This window comes from Ruegeria sp. AP11, from assembly GCF_056535865.1.
Genome location: NZ_JBQFJB010000001.1, coordinates 1,937,736 through 1,956,224 on the forward strand (window position 1 = coordinate 1,937,736; position 18,489 = coordinate 1,956,224).

At 56.2% G+C, this 18,489-nt stretch carries 18 protein-coding genes; 11 read left to right on the top strand and 7 right to left on the bottom strand.

Features of this window, described 5'->3' with window-relative positions; translation table 11 throughout:
* The first annotated feature begins 3 nt into the window (after window positions 1-3).
* The 10 genes from hisD to ACR3E4_RS09890 all read left to right on the top strand — a co-directional run bounded on the left by hisD (window position 4) and on the right by ACR3E4_RS09890 (window position 9,453).
* Entirely contained in the window at window positions 4-1,335 is a 1,332-nt protein-coding gene (gene hisD / locus ACR3E4_RS09845; protein WP_480536421.1) for a histidinol dehydrogenase, read from the top strand.
* The gene (locus ACR3E4_RS09850; RefSeq protein ID WP_480536420.1) at window positions 1,332-2,384 is read left to right on the top strand and encodes an ester cyclase; all 1,053 of its coding nucleotides are present in this window, start codon (window positions 1,332-1,334) and stop codon (window positions 2,382-2,384) included. The genes hisD and ACR3E4_RS09850 overlap by 4 nt, the downstream gene beginning before the upstream one ends.
* Complete coding sequence (locus tag ACR3E4_RS09855) at window positions 2,384-3,148, top strand: SDR family NAD(P)-dependent oxidoreductase (protein WP_480536419.1); 765 nt, start codon at window positions 2,384-2,386, stop codon at window positions 3,146-3,148. Before ACR3E4_RS09850 ends, ACR3E4_RS09855 begins: the two co-directional genes overlap by 1 nt.
* Window positions 3,148-4,191: a LacI family DNA-binding transcriptional regulator gene (locus tag ACR3E4_RS09860; protein WP_480536417.1), complete on the top strand. Its 1,044-nt coding sequence runs from the start codon at window positions 3,148-3,150 to the stop codon at window positions 4,189-4,191. Before ACR3E4_RS09855 ends, ACR3E4_RS09860 begins: the two co-directional genes overlap by 1 nt.
* Window positions 4,188-5,177 (top strand): nuclear transport factor 2 family protein, encoded by a 990-nt coding sequence (locus ACR3E4_RS09865; RefSeq protein WP_480536415.1) that lies wholly within the window; start codon window positions 4,188-4,190, stop codon window positions 5,175-5,177. Before ACR3E4_RS09860 ends, ACR3E4_RS09865 begins: the two co-directional genes overlap by 4 nt.
* 192 nt (window positions 5,178-5,369) lie before the next feature.
* Entirely contained in the window at window positions 5,370-6,335 is a 966-nt protein-coding gene (locus tag ACR3E4_RS09870; RefSeq protein WP_480536414.1) for a cupin domain-containing protein, read from the top strand.
* Window positions 6,332-6,934, top strand: coding sequence for a class I SAM-dependent methyltransferase (locus tag ACR3E4_RS09875; protein ID WP_480536412.1), 603 nt, complete (start codon window positions 6,332-6,334; stop codon window positions 6,932-6,934). Before ACR3E4_RS09870 ends, ACR3E4_RS09875 begins: the two co-directional genes overlap by 4 nt.
* Window positions 6,935-6,944: 10 nt before the next feature.
* The gene (locus tag ACR3E4_RS09880) at window positions 6,945-8,069 is read left to right on the top strand and encodes a cobalamin-independent methionine synthase II family protein (protein WP_480536411.1); all 1,125 of its coding nucleotides are present in this window, start codon (window positions 6,945-6,947) and stop codon (window positions 8,067-8,069) included.
* The gene (locus ACR3E4_RS09885; protein WP_480536410.1) at window positions 8,066-8,761 is read left to right on the top strand and encodes an alpha/beta fold hydrolase; all 696 of its coding nucleotides are present in this window, start codon (window positions 8,066-8,068) and stop codon (window positions 8,759-8,761) included. The genes ACR3E4_RS09880 and ACR3E4_RS09885 overlap by 4 nt, the downstream gene beginning before the upstream one ends.
* Window positions 8,758-9,453: an RraA family protein gene (locus tag ACR3E4_RS09890; RefSeq protein ID WP_480536409.1), complete on the top strand. Its 696-nt coding sequence runs from the start codon at window positions 8,758-8,760 to the stop codon at window positions 9,451-9,453. The genes ACR3E4_RS09885 and ACR3E4_RS09890 overlap by 4 nt, the downstream gene beginning before the upstream one ends.
* 188 nt (window positions 9,454-9,641) lie before the next feature.
* Here the strand turns inward: ACR3E4_RS09890 and ACR3E4_RS09895 are convergent, their stop codons facing one another.
* The 5 genes from ACR3E4_RS09895 to ACR3E4_RS09915 all read right to left on the bottom strand — a co-directional run bounded on the left by ACR3E4_RS09895 (window position 9,642) and on the right by ACR3E4_RS09915 (window position 14,541).
* Complete coding sequence (locus tag ACR3E4_RS09895) at window positions 9,642-10,274, bottom strand: tyrosine-type recombinase/integrase (RefSeq protein WP_480536407.1); 633 nt, start codon at window positions 10,272-10,274, stop codon at window positions 9,642-9,644.
* A 408-nt stretch (window positions 10,275-10,682) separates the two neighbouring features.
* Entirely contained in the window at window positions 10,683-11,063 is a 381-nt protein-coding gene (locus ACR3E4_RS09900) for a hypothetical protein (RefSeq protein WP_480536406.1), read from the bottom strand.
* A 114-nt stretch (window positions 11,064-11,177) separates the two neighbouring features.
* Window positions 11,178-12,356 carry a carbohydrate porin gene (locus ACR3E4_RS09905; RefSeq protein ID WP_480536404.1) on the bottom strand — a complete coding sequence of 393 codons (1,179 nt, stop codon included), beginning with the start codon at window positions 12,354-12,356 and terminating at the stop codon, window positions 11,178-11,180.
* A complete protein-coding gene (locus ACR3E4_RS09910; RefSeq protein WP_480536403.1) occupies window positions 12,353-13,117 on the bottom strand; it encodes a DUF3299 domain-containing protein in 765 nt (254 codons plus the stop codon). Before ACR3E4_RS09910 ends, ACR3E4_RS09905 begins: the two co-directional genes overlap by 4 nt.
* 26 nt (window positions 13,118-13,143) lie before the next feature.
* Window positions 13,144-14,541 (bottom strand): amidohydrolase family protein, encoded by a 1,398-nt coding sequence (locus ACR3E4_RS09915; RefSeq protein ID WP_170367314.1) that lies wholly within the window; start codon window positions 14,539-14,541, stop codon window positions 13,144-13,146.
* 133 nt (window positions 14,542-14,674) lie between these two features.
* Between ACR3E4_RS09915 and ACR3E4_RS09920 the strand changes: the two genes are divergently transcribed.
* A complete protein-coding gene (locus ACR3E4_RS09920; protein ID WP_480536402.1) occupies window positions 14,675-15,682 on the top strand; it encodes an AraC family transcriptional regulator in 1,008 nt (335 codons plus the stop codon).
* Window positions 15,683-16,374: 692 nt separating this feature from the next.
* On the opposite strand, the gene ACR3E4_RS09925 is transcribed toward ACR3E4_RS09920, so the two are convergent.
* Together ACR3E4_RS09925 and ACR3E4_RS09930 are read right to left on the bottom strand one after the other, a co-directional pair.
* Window positions 16,375-17,574, bottom strand: a complete 1,200-nt coding sequence (locus tag ACR3E4_RS09925; RefSeq protein ID WP_480536667.1) for an IS91 family transposase — start codon at window positions 17,572-17,574, stop codon at window positions 16,375-16,377.
* A 12-nt stretch (window positions 17,575-17,586) separates the two neighbouring features.
* Complete coding sequence (locus tag ACR3E4_RS09930) at window positions 17,587-18,474, bottom strand: tyrosine-type recombinase/integrase (RefSeq protein ID WP_480536669.1); 888 nt, start codon at window positions 18,472-18,474, stop codon at window positions 17,587-17,589.
* Window positions 18,475-18,489: the final 15 nt, after the last annotated feature.

An 18,489-nucleotide genomic window follows, 5' to 3' on the forward strand; every position in this document is an offset into this window, starting at 1 on the left:
AACATGACAATCGAGTATCTCAAACGCGGTAAATCCGATGCTGACCGGGCCGAAGACGACGCCAAAACCCGCGCTGTGGTCGAAGAAACCCTAAAAAACATCGAAACCCGTGGTGATGCGGCCGTGCGGGAGCTGAGCGAGAAGTTCGACAACTATTCGCCGCCTTCTTTCCGCCTGTCGCAGCAGGACATTGACGACCTCATCGGCCAACTGACCGATCGCGAATTGGCGGACATAAAATTCGCGCAGGAACAGGTGCGTAACTTTGCACAGGCGCAGCGTGATTCAATGCTGGATATCGAGGTTGAAACCCTGCCGGGTGTTATTCTGGGTCACAAGAACATCCCCGTGCAGTCGGTGGGTTGCTATGTACCCGGCGGCAAATTCCCGATGGTTGCATCGGCGCATATGTCGGTGGCGACAGCCTCGGTGGCGGGCGTGCCCCGCATCATCGCCTGTACGCCTCCGTTCAATGGCAAGACCAATGCGGCGGTGATTGCCGCGATGCATCTGGGCGGTGCGCATGAGATTTACGTCATGGGCGGCATTCAGGCCATTGGTGCGATGGCGCTGGGCACGGAAACGATTGACCCTGTGCATATGCTGGTCGGACCGGGCAACGCCTTTGTAGCCGAAGCCAAACGCCAGTTGTTTGGCCGTGTTGGCATCGACCTATTCGCAGGCCCGACTGAGACCATGGTTATCGCTGATGAAACCGCCGCCGATGCCGAGCTGTGCGCGACCGACCTGCTGGGTCAGGCCGAGCACGGTTACAACAGCCCCTGCGTGCTGCTGACCAACTCGCGCAAACTGGCCGAGGATACGATGGCCGAGGTCGACCGTCTGCTGGGTATCCTGCCCACGGCTGGCACCGCGAAAGTGTCGTGGGACGAATATGGCGAGGTGATCGTCTGCGACACCTATGACGAGATGCTGCAGGTCGCCGATGACATCGCGTCCGAACATGTTCAGGTGATGACGGACCGGGATGACTGGTTCCTTGATAACATGACCTGCTATGGTGCGCTGTTTCTTGGCCCGCGTACCAACGTCTCGAACGGCGATAAGGTGATCGGGACGAACCACACTTTGCCGACGAAGAAAGCCGGGCGCTATACCGGAGGTCTTTGGGTTGGGAAGTACCTGAAAACGCACAGTTATCAAAAGGTTCTGACTGATGAAGCGGCGACGCTGATCGGCGAATATGGGTCCCGCCTGTGCATGTTGGAGGGTTTTGTGGGTCACGCCGAACAATGCAATGTGCGGGTGCGCCGTTATGGTGGCATCAACGTGCCCTACGGCGAGCCCGCCCCATACCGGGATGCCGCTGAATGAGTGACAGGCACACACAGCACAAGGCTCTGATCGCTCTGCTCAGGGCCGCGATGTACGACTTTTCCGAGGCTGGTGTACGCAAGGCGCTGGCTGAGATGACGGTGTCAGACGCTGTATTTCATCTGTGCCATCCTTTTGGAGATAGCATCGGTAGTGATGTATTTTATGATTGCGCCTATAAGGACCTGTTGGATGCATGGCCCGATCTGGAACGCCGCGACTATATCGTCATGGCGGGGCCTGACGAGGATGGCGCGGATTGGGTCGGCTGCGGTGGTTATTATACCGGCACCTTTACCGGGCCGTGGCTGGATATACTGCCGACGGGCCATCAGGTGACAATGCGCTTTCACGAGTTCTTCCGCTTTGTGGACGGCAAAGTTGTTGAGGTTCAGGCGCTTTGGGACATCCCCGAGGTGATGATGCAGGCGGATGCCTGGCCAATGGTGCCCAGCCTTGGCCACGAATGGCATGTGCCTGGCCCGGCAACACAGGACGGGTTCGTGCCTGGTCCCTATGATGCAGCGAAGGGTAAGGCGACCTGCCAGCATATTATCGACATGCTGGAGCATCTGAAAAAACATCCGTCACAAGGTGGCCCCGAAGTGATGGAGATGGAACGGTTCTGGCACCCACGCATGAACTGGTACGGGCCGTCTGGTATCGGCACCGGGCGCGGGTATGCGGGTTTCCGCAACTGGCATCAGATTCCGTTCCTGAACGGGATGCCGGATCGCGGTCAATATGTGGACGACATCACCTATCACTTCTTCGGTGATGGCGAATACGCAGCCGTGACTGGCTGGCCCAACATGATCCAAACTGTGACCCACGACGGTTGGCTGGGGATCGCCCCTTCAGGCAAGAAAATCACCATGCGCAGCCTCGATTTCTGGCGGCTGGAAAACGGGCGCATCCGGGAAAACTGGGTTCTGGTCGATTTGCTGGACGCCTACCGGCAGCTTGGCGTTGACGTCTTTGCCCGTCTGCGGGAATTCAATAAGGCCCGAAACATGGGTCGCATTGAAATACCGGATGGAATGAGTTGATGACAGAATTGCCACGCACCCCTTCGTTTTCCCTGAACGGAAAATCTGCCCTCGTTACCGGAGCCTCCTCAGGCATCGGGCAGGGTTGCGCGGTGGCTTTGGCCGAGGCAGGCTCGCATGTCGTCTGCGCGGCCCGAGGTGCGGACCGGTTGAACGACACTGTCGCTGCACTGCAGGGACATGGCTGGTCAGCCGAGGCCCTTGTGTTGGATCAGGGCGATCTGAGTGCGTTAGAACAGCTATTCTTAACGCGCAGCTTTGACGTCGTGGTGAATTCGGCCGGGGTCGCACGGCACAGCGCCGCAATTGAGACAACGCCAGAGGATTTCGATGTTGTCACCAACGTCAATCTGCGCTCGGCCTATTTCCTCTCAAGCTATGCCGCCCGCGCTTTGATCGAGGCCGGTAAGCCCGGTTCGATCATCCACATCTCAAGTCAGATGGGACATGTTGGAGGTGTCGACCGAGCACTCTATTGTGCGACGAAACACGGGTTGGAGGGCATGGTCAAATCAATGGCCATCGAATGGGGCAAACGGGGCATCCGGATCAATACGGTCTGCCCGACGTTCATAAGAACGCCTCTGACCCAATCCACCTTTGACAATCCCGAACGCGCCGCATGGATCTTGGAAAAGATCAAGCTGGACCGGGTGGGAGAGGTCGAGGACATTATGGGCGCGGTCCGTTACCTCGCCTCGGACGCCTCTGCGCTGGTCACGGGCACTTCGATGTTGATTGACGGAGGTTGGACGGCAGACTGATGGCCGAGAAAGTAACATCACTCCAGGTCGCCCAGCTTGCAGGAGTCAGCCAGTCTGCGGTTAGCCGCGTCTTCACGCCCGGGGCTTCGGTCAGCAAGAAAACAGAAGAGAAAGTGCGAAAGGCAGCTACTGAATTGGGCTATCGCCCCAATGTGTTGGCACGTGCGATGGTGTCCGGCAAAAGTCGCATCATCGGTTTGGTGGTGGCCTATCTGGACAACTATTTCTACCCCGAAGCACTCGAGAAGTTGTCGAACGAGTTGCAGGAGCAGGGTTATCACGTCCTGATCTTCATGGCCTCCAGAACAGCCGGAAACATTGACGACGTGATGGAGGAAATCCTCGATTACCAGGTTGATGGTGTCATTCTGGCCTCGGTCGCGATGTCGTCTGATATCGCAACGCGGTGCCAACAGGCCGGTGTACCGGTGGTGCTTTTCAACCGTAGTCAGGACATAGACGGGATCACATCGGTCACGTCTGATAACTATGCGGGCGGTCGCAAAGTGGCCGAGTTCCTTATCGCGGCAGGTCACAGCCGCATCGCTTACATCGCCGGGTGGCAAGGTGCATCAACCCAGCGAGACCGCGAAGCTGGCTTCCGGGCAGCTCTGAGCGATGCGGGCCAGGACCTGTACGCTCATGAGATCGGAGAGTTTCACACCGAGAACGCGCGATTGGCGGCACGTCGTATGTTCGATGTCGAGCCGCACAAACGGCCCGACGCGGTTTTCGTCGCCAATGACCATATGGCTCTTGCCGTCATGGACGTTATCCGGTTCGAGCTGGGATTGCGTGTACCCGAAGACGTATCAGTCGTTGGGTATGATGACGTCCCACAGGCAGCTTGGCTTGCCTATAACCTCACCACCATTCGTCAGCGGGCCAACCTGATGGTTGCCGAGACCGTTGACTCCCTTTTGGACCATATTGAAAACCCGACAGCCGCCACGGCACGCAAGGTCGCGATTGATGGGCCGCTGATCGTGCGCACATCGGCACGGCTGCCCAAAGGCTGGACGCCGCAAAGGATGAAAACATGAAAGGCTTTGATCCCAAATTCCGGAACTTCCCCGACTATATCATCGGAATCACTAAAGAGATTTGGGAAGACCGGGGTATCGCGACCCTGCACGACTATTACAGCGAAGATATTGTCGTGCGCTCGCCCGGTTCGTTGGTACTCGGCAATCAGAATGTGATTGGCGCGACCATGGCGACGCTGGCCGAGTTTCCGGATCGGCAGTTGCTCGGCGAGGATGTGATCTGGTCCGGCACCCCCGAAGAAGGGATGCTGAGTTCGCATCGTATCCTGTCAACGGCTACGCATCTGGCCGAGGGCGTTTATGGCAAGCCAACGGGAACCAAGTTGCGCTATCGGATTCTGGCCGATTGTCACGCCATCGACAATCAGATCAATGACGAATGGCTGATCCGCGATCAGGGCGCCATCGTTCGCCAAATGGGATGGGATCCAAAGGATTATGCCGCCGATCTGATTACCCGCGAGGGTGGCCCGGAATCCTGTGTCAAACCCCTAACCCCCAAAATCGATCAGCCGGGACCATACAAGGCCCGTGGAAACGACAACGAGTGGGGCCAACGCTACGCCGACATTCTGACCCGGATCATGAATGCAGACATGGGTGCGATCGAGTCCGAGTATGACCGGGCCGTCCAGTCGGAATATGTGGGCGGCGTGACCGGACATGGCTGGGATTCGGTCGACCGTTTCTGGATGGGCCTGCGGGCGAGTTTCCCGAATGCCGAATTTAAGATTGAGCACCAGATTGGGCGCGACGATCCGGATATGCCACCCCGCGCCGCGATCCGTTGGAGCCTATGGGGCAAACATGACGGCTGGGGTGTGTTTGGTGTACCGTCGGGCGCACAGGTTTATGTCCTTGGCATCAGCCACGCGGAATTCGGTGCCCTGATTGGCGGCCAACCGCAGTTGCGCCGTGAATACACTCTGTTCGATGAAACCTCGGTCTGGAAGCAGATCCTGCTGCAAGGTGGTGAGGTCTAAGTGGCTCGTCCGGTCGCATATCGCATCCTTGTGGATGGCCTGAATGAGACCGGGACCATTCGGCGTCACCATATGCACCGGCAAAGCCTGCGCGCACGGCGTTTGAACCTGCGTCCGCCGGGATTGTGAGGACGTGTGCCGCATGGGCACTCGAACCAGCATTCCTGCAATCGTAATATCGGACCTTACAAAATGTCGAAATCAACCATCTCTTCCCGCATTGTTCGCTATGGTGAACTCCAGCCCTGCAAAACCGCATTTATTGACGCCCATACCCCGGGCAGCGATCAGAAAGAGAACTTTACAATCATCGGCGGTGGTGTCTCGGAATCCCCGGATCAACACGTGCACATCACTGACAAGGTCGGATTCAACATCGGTGCTGCGGGCCAACCCCCGAAGTGCCGGAACTCTCTGCACAGCCACACAACGGCCGAAGTCTTCTTTGTTGCCAAAGGACGTTGGCGGTTTTTTTGGGGTCGGTATGGCACCGCCGGTGAGTTCATTGCCGAGGAGGGCGATATCTTCAACATCCCCACCGGTATTTTCCGCGGTTTCGAAAACGTCGGTCAGGATTATGGGATGATCATGTCGATTTTGGGCGGTGACGATGCAGGCGGTGGAGTGACATGGGCACCTCAAGTCATTGAAGATGCGCAGGCTCACGGGCTGATGCTGGGCGACAATGGCGTGCTATACGATTCCAAAAAGGGGCAGGAACTACCTCATAACGTCCGACCAATGCCTTTGCTGTCCGAAGAGCAGTTGAAAGGCTACCCCGAGGTTCCGGTTGAGGATGTCGTTGGTAAATACGTCGCGCGGTATTGGGACCTGATGGCGTTGTCGGCCAACAAGCCCGCGCAGGTGATTGGCGAAAACGGAATGATCAAGGATAAACCCGGTTTCGAGGTTGATTTCCTTGGGCGAGGGTCCGCTGTGACCGAGCCGATCGCGGCAGAAAAACCTGTGGTTCTTATGCCGGCCAGCGGCCACTGGTGTGTTTCGATCGACGATCATGAAACCGCTTTGTCAACTGGCGACACGGCTTTGGTTCTGACCGGTGAATCCTATACCGTGCAACCTTCGATGACCGGGCAGGCGGGCCTGTACCGAATTACCGCAACCGATGACCCGGCAGGAGCGACCTGGACAGGATGAACGCTGACCCAAACGACACTCATGCCGTTTATCAGCGGCAGGCCACGGAATATGACAAGCGCCGCTCTAAGGCTCTGTTCGAAGCGCGCTGGCTGGCGCGCTTCACGGCCAGCCTCAAGCCAGGTGACCATGTGCTGGATCTGGGCTGCGGCACAGGCGATCCAATTGCACGTTGGTTTATGGCCGAAGGGTTTGACGTTACGGGTGTCGATTTTTCCGAGGCGATGCTGGCGATTGCCCGTGATCGCTGGCCCGATGGGGATTGGCGGCATGCCGATATGCGAGACTTTGAGCTGGATCGGCAGTTCGACGGCGTCATCGCCTGGAACAGCTTTTATCACCTGACGGCGGGTGAGCAAAAGAATTGTGTCGCCCGCATGGCGCGTCATTTGCGACCCGGCGGAATGCTCCTGCTGACCGTCGGACCTCGCGCCGGAGAGGACAGCGGTACAGTGGGGTTAGAGCTTGTCTATCACGCCTCGCTGTCACCGGCCAGTTACGCGGTGTGCCTTGAGGGAAACGGGCTACAAATGACCGGGTATCTGGCCGAAGACCCTGAAACCCAAAGCCACACGATCCTAATGGCGCGCAAAATTTAAGGAGGCTCTGATGACAATCAAAACCACGCATGTTGGGTCTTTGCCCCGAACGCAGGATGTTGTGGATTTCATATTCGCCCGCGAAAACGGTGAATCCTTCGACGCCGCCGCGTTTGACGCCTGCATGAGCAATGCGGTCTCTGAGACAGTGCGCAAACAGGTCGAAGCCGGTATCGACATTGTCAGCGATGGCGAAACCTCAAAGATTTCTTACGCGACCTATGTCAAGGATCGCTACACCGGGTTTTCGGGTGACAGTCCTCGCAATGCGCCGGCAGACCTGAAGATGTTCCCCAGCTTCTTGAAACGATTGGCCGATGACGGTGGTACGCCACAATACGCGCGACCGATGTGCACCGGAGAGGTGCGTTCCAAAGGGCAGGGCGAGTTGGAGAAAGACATTTCCAACCTCAAAGCCGCCATTGCCCAACATGGGGCAGAGCGCGGCTTCATGAATGCCGCGTCGCCCGGTGTGATCTCTTTGTTTTTGCAGAACGATTTCTATCCCAAGCGCGAGGCCTATCTGGCAGCATTGGCTGATGCCATGAAAGAGGAGTATGAAACCATCGTGGACGCGGGTTTAGATTTGCAACTGGATTGTCCCGATCTGGCTTTGTCGCGACATATGCTGTTCACCGATCTCTCGGACGACGAGTTCGTCAAGATTGCCAACATGCACGTTGAGGCCCTGAATCACGCGCTTCAGAATGTTCCACAGGATCGCGTGCGTGTGCATATCTGTTGGGGCAACTACGAGGGTCCGCATTGCTGTGATATTGCAATGGACAAGGTGTTTAGCACCCTTATGGCGACCAAATCACGGTATGTTCTGTTTGAAACCTCGAACCCGAGGCATGCCCACGAATGGACCGTTTTCCGCGACCGCAGGGCGGGAATACCCGATGACAAGATTCTGGTGCCCGGGGTAGTCGACACCACCACCAATTTCGTCGAGCACCCGGAACTTGTGGCCCAGCGAATCCAGCGCTTTACAGAGATTGTCGGCGCAGACCGAGTGATAGCGGGCAGCGATTGCGGCTTTGGCACTTTTGCGGGCTTTGGCGCGGTTGATCCGCAGATTGCCTATGCCAAGTTGTCCGCTCTGTCTGAAGGGGCAAATCTGGCCTCGACATGACACCCGTTATCTTCTTGCCCGGCATGATGTGCGATGCGCGCCTCTTTGGCCCGCAGATCAATGTTCTGTCGGGCAGCAGACCCGTGATGACGTTCCCATTGTCCCGGCACGATAGCGTGCAGGCTATGGCGAATGATGTCCTGCTAAATGCGCCGCCCGATTTCGCACTGGCGGGTTTGTCGATGGGCGGGATCGTAGCAATGGAAGTTCTGCGTCAGGCCCCTGAACGTGTCTCTCGACTGGCATTGCTCGACACAAATCCGCTCGCTGAAAATCCAGAAGTAAAAGCCCGTCGTGCGCCCCAAATGGCAGCCGTTCGCGACGGCAAACTGAGGTCGGTGATGCGGGACGAGATGAAACCCAATTACCTGGCCGACGGACCTACTCGGGGGGCTATCCTGGACCTTTGCATGGTGATGGCCACCGACCTGGGCCCAGACGTCTTCTTGCGCCAATCGCAGGCGCTGATGGACCGCCCGGACCAAAGCGCGACTCTGAGGGCTTGTACCGGGAAGGCTCTGGTCCTGTGCGGGCGAGAAGACAAGTTGTGCCCTGTTGAGCGCCACCAGTTTATGCATGATCTGTTGCCTCACTGCTCGCTGGAGATCATTGAGGGTGCAGGGCATCTCCCGACATTGGAACAACCACAAAAAACCACAGCGGCATTGATCCGCTGGTTGGAGGACACATGACGCCATCCCTATTGTCCCTGCTTCGCAAAGTTGACACGCCTACGGTTTGCAATGCCATCGAAGTGGCGCAGGGCAAGCGCGGGTTCGACAGGTTTACGCGCGGCACCATGCTGTGTTCCGCTCCTGAAGAGCCCGCGATCGTCGGCTATGCGCGCACGGCCAAGATCGCGGCAGTCAATCCACCGACTGAACCGTCCGACGTCATCAAAACCCGACGGATGGCTTACTACAAATACATGGCCGAAGCGCCCAACCCCTGTGTCGCTGTGATCGAGGATTTGGATTTTCCTGATTGCATCGGAGCGTATTGGGGTGAAATCAATACCTCTGTCCACAAGGGTTTCGGTATTTTCGGTGTCGTAACCAATGGTGTCATGCGCGATCTCGGGGACTTACCCGAAGGGTTTCCGGTTGTTGCCGGTTCTGTCGGTCCGAGCCACGGTTTCGTCCACATCCGCGAGATTGATACGCCGGTTTCAGTTTTTGGCCTGACGGTTAATCCAGGCGAATTGGTCCATGCCGACCGTCATGGTGCGCTGGTCGTGCCCGAGGATGTCGTCGATCGATTAGAAGCTGCAATACAAAAACTTTTGTCGACAGAACGTATTGTCTTGGACGCAACCCGCCATCCGGAGTTTAATTTCGAAGCATTCGAAGACGCTTGGATAGCCTTTGAAAAAGCCAGGATCTGATTTCGGGAAGCAATCAATATGAATGCCGGTTGAGTGGATAGAATATGTACACCTAAGGTGTGACTGTCTGCTCTTTTGTGCAACAATGAGAAACTCTGAAAATGGCAGGTCGGAATAAACCGCGTAGCAGAAACAAACTCAACTTCGAAAGTTCGGTTTGGGCCGCCCTTGCGAGCGACCCGTTAGCGTTAGATCTCTATCGCTTCAGCGATTGCTAGGGCATCCTCGAGTTCGACGCCGAGATACCGGACTGTACTGTCCATCTTAGTATGGCCAAGAAGAAGCTGAACCGCTCGAAGGTTTCCAGTCTTCTTGTAGATCTGAGTGACCTTGGTTCTCCTCATTGAATGGGTTCCGTAGGCGCTTGCTTCGAGGCCGATCGACGTGACCCAATCGCGTACAATCCGTGCATACTGGCGTGTCGAGATGTGCAGGCGTTCATGAAATCGGCCGGACCAAAGGTACTCCGAACCGACCATCAGCTCATCTTCCACCCACTTCTCAACAGAGACTCGTGTGCCTTCGGATATTTCAAAGCGCACGGGTTTCTGCGTCTTGCTTTGAAGGACCGAAGCCCGTTCCTTGATCTGACCCGATGACATGACATCGGCCACCTTCATCTTCGCCAGATCGCAGCCGCGGAGCTTACTGTCGATTGCCATTTTGAAGAGTGCAAGATCGCGATGGTTTTCGGCAAGTTCGAGGCGCACTCGGATCGCCCAGACATGTATTGGTTTCAGAGGGCGTTTTTGACCGACGATGCGACCTTTGTTCCAAGCGGGGCGAAGAGCACGAATGGCAGGTAAATTTGGGGTTTCCATGGCTGATCCTCCGATCCGCCATGCCCGCCCACAACGACAACCCGACGTTGACACGATACAATATCACAGGATGCTGCGTGCCGCTCGAATGACAGTGAAGCGCAGATAGAGAACTTTGCAAAGTCCGGTTGACCACATTGTCCACCAAAGGCGACAGTTCTGCTTCGCGACTGGGCTGTACATAGCCCTCAAAGCGTATTGTTTGCGGGACTTCAGTTGCACCGTTTTCCTGAGCGAGTAGGGCGCGTGCTGACGAAAAGGTAGCAAGCGCAAAAGAACAAGAAGGGCCTTTATCATCGTAGCGCCTCGGATCCGGGTTTTGAACTTGGGCCGGGGTTCACAAATGATCGCCCCGGCCAGCGTCAGGACAAACGAGGTAGTTCTTGCCCTGAAACATCGTACTTTCGCCTAATTTAGAAGATCACCGACGATGCCGACGGCATCGACCACTGTAGACAGGTCATTCGTAACTTCGAGGACTTCGTCATCGACCAGAATGTAGCGGTTTCCTTTGCCCGGCTCCCCAAGCTTCCATTTGGAAAGGTCCCCAATATCCTCGAACTCCAGGTCAGATGGGAGCTTGGCACCGCGCGTGTAGCGCTTGATCTGTCCAGGTGGTACAGCTTTTGGGCCTTTGCCGGGTTTGTCTTCTATCTGAATGCTGACATCATCGTTCTTGCCCCCCTTGTTCGGCTTTTTACCCTTGTTGTCTTTGGCATGGGCATCGCTGCCTCCAAGGATGAAAAACACAACTGCTAAGGCTGCAAGAATTCCGTATGCAATCTTCATAGATTGTTCCTTTGCTTCCCAACTTCATTCGACCGGCGTTGAAAAATCCGGCACGCGCTTGATCTCTCTTAGTTGCCCTTTGGCACACCCTTTAGTGACTGCCTTTACCCCGCATTAGAAAACGATCCGGGTTCTTAGACCGAACAGGGTAATCCGGTCCTGATCGGGATTTAGAAGCGGGTCGGAAATGAATTGTACCGATGGCGTGATCTGCAATCCGGGTGAGATTGAAAAGCGGTAGAAAGCTTCAAGCGTGAACTGATTGCCATCTATGCCTCTTGCTTCGGCCCAGTTTAGGCCCAGACCGGCCAAATCGGTGTTGCGACCATAGTAACCGAGACCGGCAGAAATCGACCGTTCATAAAGCGCTGCGGTCCCCTTCGAGGCCCCTGCACGGAAGAACGGCATCCACTTATTGTCAACAAACCATGCGGCAGAAAACGCAGCACCGTAATCTTCTAGACGGCTACCGTCGTCAGCCGCATCCGCATGCCAGAGGGTCAGATGGATATTGTCGAAGTAGATGCGATCAAAGCCGGACGTGTACCCAAGTTCGAGCGACTTGAAGAGATTGCCGTCGCTAAACACATCAAAGTTTGGATCGGACGGGTCGGCGTTTGCGTCTGATACGCTGGCAACGGCGTAGAGGTTCTCGCTCAGCTTTATCCCGCCAGCAATTCCAAGGCCTTGATTGGGCGCGTTGATTGTCGGATTGGTGTTGAAAGACAGGTTCTGAAAACCACTGTAGGGGCTCACCAACCCGTAGATATCCACAAAGTCCGTTACATCGATCTGCCCGACTTGCAGCGTCCACGAGCCGTCCTCGGCCCTTTGGGTCCAGAACAGGTTGGTCAGCAGCAAACCATTATCGTTGAAGGCTGTCCCCGTGATAGAAAGCGCTCCGCCATCCAGACCGAGAAATTGCGGGGCAACATCCGTGTAACTGTGCCGGTCTTCGATCTTGAATGTCAGAGAACCCTGTTCAGTTGCCTGCCAACTGCCGTAGAACCGCGCAATTCCGCTGGCTGCTTCGCCGGTTCCCAGATCAGCATCCGTGGTTTGGCCCAATGCCAGGTAGTCAATGTTGAACCGAAAACCACCCTCAGCCAGTCGGTCTTTCCACTGAAACCAACCCGGTGCGATGTTGCGTGGAAAATCGGAACGATATTGCGGATCGGTGAGCCCGTCTCCGGGCGCAAGATCAGCTTCGACTGAAGATGGCCCGGATAGTCCCTGAGCCGACGCTGCGCCAGCGAAGGCAATGCTCAATGCGGTAACCAAAAGTCTTATCATTCAGACGCCCTTGCCCCGCCGGTCTTGCGATTTCCCGCCGCCCGGATGCGATCAGCGGCACGCTGCTTCCATTCCAGCCTGTCCGCCTTGGTTTCCAGAGTTTCGACCCGTTCCGTCTCTAGCTGGAAGGTCGCATTCATAGGCATGAGACCATCCACAACCATCATATTCTGAACAGACGGATCTATGGTCAGCATGCCCGTCAGCCGAACGGGTTCATGGAAATAGCGGGGCGCCCAGTCCCCGTTCAACCGCACACGGATCATCTGGTTGGGCGGAGGTGGAGGCATATGACTGCACATCCCTCGTACGGGCACCAAATACGCCACAGGTTTTCCGTCAATATCGTTCGGAGCAGGTATGGCAAAACCCGCCAAGGTGACTGTCTGACCGTCGAGTTGCGGATTTCCGTTCGTACCAGCCTTTCTTCGACGCTCTGTCACGACCTCTCGCTGAGCAAGCAGCCAGTCAACGTCAATTCCATCTGCTGCCAAGGCATCTTCAGTCTCGGCCAAAAGTGCTTGCCAATTCTGCCTTTCATCAATGCTCCCAACGTCCTGATGTAGCCTGCCGCGCAGGCGCACGACAAACAAAACATCATCGAATTGTTTCGGGCTTAGGTCGCGATACGGGTCGTCAAAAACCTGTGCAGATGGGTCTGGAAGGTCGGTCCAGTCCAGCGCTGCGCCGGACGTTGCGACGGCAGATTGACCGCACCAGACCAACCCCGCAAGTACGACAAAGCGAAACCAGTGGCGCATGAACAGTCTCCGGCTAGGTTATCCAATCAATCCAGCGTGTTTTTGTATATCACACCGTCCTTCATAATCAGGCGTATCGTTTCAGGGCTATCTGGCCTCGGGTCAGCGCCAAACCATTGATCCCCCGTTCCGACGACCGAGAAGTCCTCGAGCGGGTTGCCGTCGATCAGCAGGATGTCGGCATAGGCGCCTTCTTCGATCACACCCAGTTTGCCTTCCGGATAGGGGTTCATGAAATCACCGCTGAGTGCCGCGATCTCGCCACCTACCGAAGTCAGGGTGACCATCGACGCGTAGGGGCCGAAGAAATGATTGTTCAGATGCTTCTCGTAGGCGATCTGGATGTTGCACGCCTCGACCGAACCCACGCAATCGGTTTGGAAACCACGCGGTGCCGGGCATTCTTTCATGCTGGGAATGTAGGCTTCGAATGTCGCCGAGGCCGATTTGGCCTTCCTCAAACTGTTGGGGTTGTTTTTCACGGACGGAACATCAAGTAGGCCTGGATCAAATGCTGTGATGTTCGTCGTGATGTACGCTCCTTTTTCTTTCATCAAAGCAGAAATCTCACAGTCAAAGTGAAATCCGTGTTCAATGGTTCTGACCCCTGCATTCAGGGCATTGATGATCGCTTCTTTGCGGTAGGAATGTGCCATGACATAGGTGCCGTACTCGTTGGCAACCTGAACAGCGGCCTCAATCTCTTCCTTCGAACCGGCGAGCAACTGCCATGGATCGAATGCCGAAATCACCCCACCCGATTGCATGAACTTCAGTTGCGTGGCACCCATGCGCAAGTTGTTGCGGCCATACATGTAAATTTCATCAACACCGTTGACCTGTTGGGCCATATTCAGAGTGCCAAAATTGGTCACCCCGCCCGGCGGAGATGTGAAGGATGCGAAATCGGCGTGACCACCACGTGTTCCGAGAAATGCCCCGGAAGGGTAAAAGCGGGGGCCGACGATCTGGCCGGCGTCTATTGCGCGCCGCAGCCCACCGCCAGCGCCCCCGGCATCGCGAACGGTCGTGAAGCCCTGCATCAGGTACATTTCGGCCATCCGTGTCCCGTGGATGGCGAAATCCTCCCAGGTCGAGTTGGTTTCCATCTCGGCAATCGATGGCCCCATGAGCATCAGATGCGCGTGATTCTCGATAAAGCCCGGTGTCAGAGTACGTCCGCCACCGTCGATAACCTTCGCACTCGGCGCATCAATGGCATCGGTTGAGACGGACTTGATCAGATTGCCCTCGACCAGAACGCTTGCATTTTCGATCCGCTGTTCATTGACGCCATCGAAGACATGCACGTTGGTAAACAGCGTTTGGGGTTCTTCTTGATCCTGAGCCTGCGCGGTCGTCGAAAAAGAAAGAACTGCCGCGACAATTGCCGTCGAGCAAAGAGACATTCGTAAGCCGGACATAAGTACTCCCTTCATATTCATGTTTTGCCAACTATAGTCTGGAATTCATTGGCTCGGTTGCCCCTTTTGAATTAGGATGTACGAATGTGACTGCAAAAATGGCCACTTCTTAAAGCTAATCCAAACAAGGGTTATGAGCTTGCCTTTCAACTCCGCCTCCCGAGAGCATAGCGAGGGCTTTGTTCGCCTCTCTTTAGCCGCTCCCTTTCTGCAATATCTCACCGAACGTAAGATCAATCCGCAACCAGCATTGGATCAGGTCGGCTTGAAAGCCGAACTGTTGACTAACCCATCCGTGTTCGTTCACTCCGAGTTGGTTTACGGCTTGGTAAATGCTTTCTCAGAAGTGTCAGGGGATCGATACCTTGGACTGAATGTAGGAGAGTCGTTTGACCTGCAAGAGTGGCCTCCGTTCGCTCAAGCCCTGCGAACCACAAAGACGCTGTTCGAGTTTTTTACCCGCTTTGTTGGGCTCGTACCTCAGGAGTCAAATTCTGTGCGGCACAGCCTTATCATTGAAGCGGACAAAGCGACTTATCGTGTCGATAGACAACAGGAGCCAACTGTCCCACCCGTTCAGGTAACCGGATTTGGTGCTGCAATCTATGTACGCCTATTGCAGACCGTCGTCGGCGATTCCTGGGACTCTTCGCGTGTGCGATGGGAAAGCAGATACATCAATGGTTTGCCTGTCAACTACAAAGGGATCGAGGTTGGCCTTGGAACCGATCCCGGAATGCAAATTAGTTTTCCTGTGGAATGGTTGTTTTTGCACCATGTCTCTGACGGCTCTGCCAAGCCGATGGCCTCACCGCGACAAGATGAAGAAGTAACTGTGGTGGCTGCTTTGCGCTCCGTGTTGCGCGGCAAACTGGATGAACCCGATTTGGGGCCGGAGATGGTGGCCGAGTTGCTGGGAATACAGCCGGAACGGTTCCTGAAAGCGCTTCATCAACAAGGCACAACGTTACCGCGCGAAATCAAACGGCTGCGTATCGATGTCGCCAAGGAGCACCTCAATGAAGACCAGATGGCAATTGCGGAGATTGGTCTGATGCTAGGCTATTCTGACAAGTCCCATTTCACTCGCTTTTTCCGAAGTCAGACCGGAATGACACCGACCAAGTTCCGAAGCAAGTAAATGTGGTCGAGCTAAACGAACGCTTCGAAGATTAGGTCCTCGTGGGATCAGTTCGGAGAAGTTGTAGTGCGACGTTGAACAGGTTAGTCGACGACATGAATGGTTGGTTGCCACCGCCGATACAACCTCTGCAACTGGCCGTTTCGTTGTGTATTTCGGAGTTAGCAAAGCTTGGTTGCGAAGGTCCGCTTCGGGCTGAGACCGGTCCTTAACAACCATTGAGCCTGCGGCAACTTTGTCCGTTCATCCGACCTCTGACACATCAAAGGTCCTTTGATGGCTGACGGAAGTTGTAAGATGACCGCTTTGAGCCCGTAGCGGCCATTGCTGAACCTCAGGCTAACTTCCGCTTGTCTGAAGGTTTTTCGATGCGGGCCGAGGTGCAACTTTGCCGTCAGGAGCTTTCGGCGGCCCGCGTTGACAAACCTCGGAAGGAGGAAGCCGCGGTGGTTGGGATCATGCTATGGGGAAAGAGCGCAGACGGATGAGGCTGACTTTGCCACAGACGCGCAGCTGACGGTGTTTGATGCGCCAGCTGCGGTCATTTTCTGCCACCTTGGTCGCGGGCATTTTGCCGATTGAGCCCATGTGCTGTGAGTCACAGCATTCATTCTGAGTGATGACCGCAAGTGGATTTGACCGATCAGCCAAAGACGAACGGAGCATATCGAAGTGTGTGGTCAAGCATCGGATCATGCGGCCTGCTCCCGTGGTGGCGCACGCGACATCGGTGTCTGACCACGCCGGAAGATCTCGATGATGCGCATTGGACCGCCGCAGCAGGGGCATGGCTCGCGCAAAGTGAGCGGGGTGACCTCGGACTCCTGCTCTGGCTCGGTGATTTCGTCGGTGCGTTGAACACCAAGCAACGTCCGGATCTTCTTGATGTTCGTCTTGCGCGCTGAACTGGCCAGCAGGCCGTAGTGGCGGATGCGGTGGAACCCGTCAGGCAGAACGTGGATCAGGAAGCGGCGGATGAACTCGGGTGTAGCCAAGCGCATGACCTTTTGGCGGTCACCACATTTGATCCGGTAATCCTTCCAGCGGAAAGCTACGGTCTCGGCATCCATACTGACCAGTCGATGGTTCGAGATTGCAACCCGATGAGTATAGCGGCTGAGATAGGCCAGAACTGCTTCAGGGCCACCCAAGGGCGGTTTGGCGTAGACCACCCATTCGGACCTGCGGAACGGGGCAATCCAATTGGTGAAGGCAGCAGCATCCGCCAGTCCTGCGCGGTCACCGAAGAACACAAGGGCCCCCGCTCGATGCAACTCCATCAGCCCTTTCAGGAACAGGCGTCTAAACAGCAGTGCCAGCACCCGAACATGCAGGAAGAACCCGGGCTTGCAGGCCACCCATTTGGTGCCGTCCGGTGACAAGCCGCCACCTGGGACGATCATGTGGATGTGCGGATGGTGCGTCAGCGCGGATCCCCAGGTGTGAAGAACGCTGGTCATGCCGACCTTCGCCCCCAGTCGCTTTGGATCGGCTGCGATGGTCATCACCGTTTGCGCTGATGCGCGGAACAGCAGGCCGTAGACCGCCTTCTGGTTCCAAAAGGCGATGCGTGCAATCTCGGCGGGCATCGTGAAGACGACGTGGAAGTATTCGACGGGCAGCAGGTCTTCAGCACGCGCCTCCATCCAGTCTCGCGCGGCGGGGCCCTGGCACTTCGGACAATGCCGGTTCTTACAAGAGTTATAGGCGATGTGGTGGTGGCCGCATTTGGCGCATCCCGCCACATGCCCGCCAAGCGCTTCGGTTCGGCAAGCCTCAATCGCCGACATCACCTTCAGTTGACCGAAGCTGACATGCCCGGCATTGGCCTGCCGATACGCAGGCCCATAGTTCCGAAAGATATCTGCGATCTCCAGCCGTGGGCGCGGCATCCACCCGCGCCGCTACTCCAGTCCTCGCCTGACGGTGTGATCCTGCAGTTTCTCCAACATCTCATAGGGACTGACGGTGCCGCGAATGGTTTTGGTCGCGACATGCGTATAGCGCGCCGTCGTGCTGAGCTTGGAATGTCCCAAAAGCACCTGGATCACTCGAACATCCGTTCCGGCCTCGAGCAGGTGCGTTGCAAAGCTGTGGCGCAGGGTATGCAGCGTAGCGGGTTTGTTGATACCGGCCATGTGTTTGGCCGACGTGAACGCACGGTTCAGCTGACGCGGTGACAAAGCCATGATCTTGGGTTTGCCCGGAAACAACCATCCCTCAGGCCGCGCTTCCCGCCAATAGTCGCGGAGCAAATCAAGCAATGCAGGCGACAACATGGCCTTGCGGTCCTTGTCATTCTTACCTTCATCCACATGGATCAACATCCGGTCGCTGTCGATGTCCGAGACCTTGAGATTGCAGACCTCGGATGCCCTCAGCCCAGCACCATAGCTGATGCCTAAAGCCGCACGATATTTGAGCCCCGGCCCTGGAACCGCCGCCAGCAGATCGCCCACTTCTTCGACACTCAAAACAACGGGCAACTTCTTCGGCTTGCGCCGGAACTGCATGTATCGCTTCATCTCCTCACGACCGCAGGTCATGCCGAAGAAGAACCGCAAAGACACGATCCTGGCATTGAACACGCCGGTCGAGACCCCGGTGTCGGTCATGTGAAGCTGATACGCGCGCAGCTCGTCCGGCGTTGCTGTGTCAGGGGACCGCCCGATGAACTCGGCAAAATACCTGACCGCCCGGATATGAGCCTGCTGGGTCTTCGGCGACATGCCACGAATGCGCATGTCCTCGATCATCCGCTCACGCAGCGGGGTCGTCTTCTTTTCCTTCATTGGAATCTCCTGTCG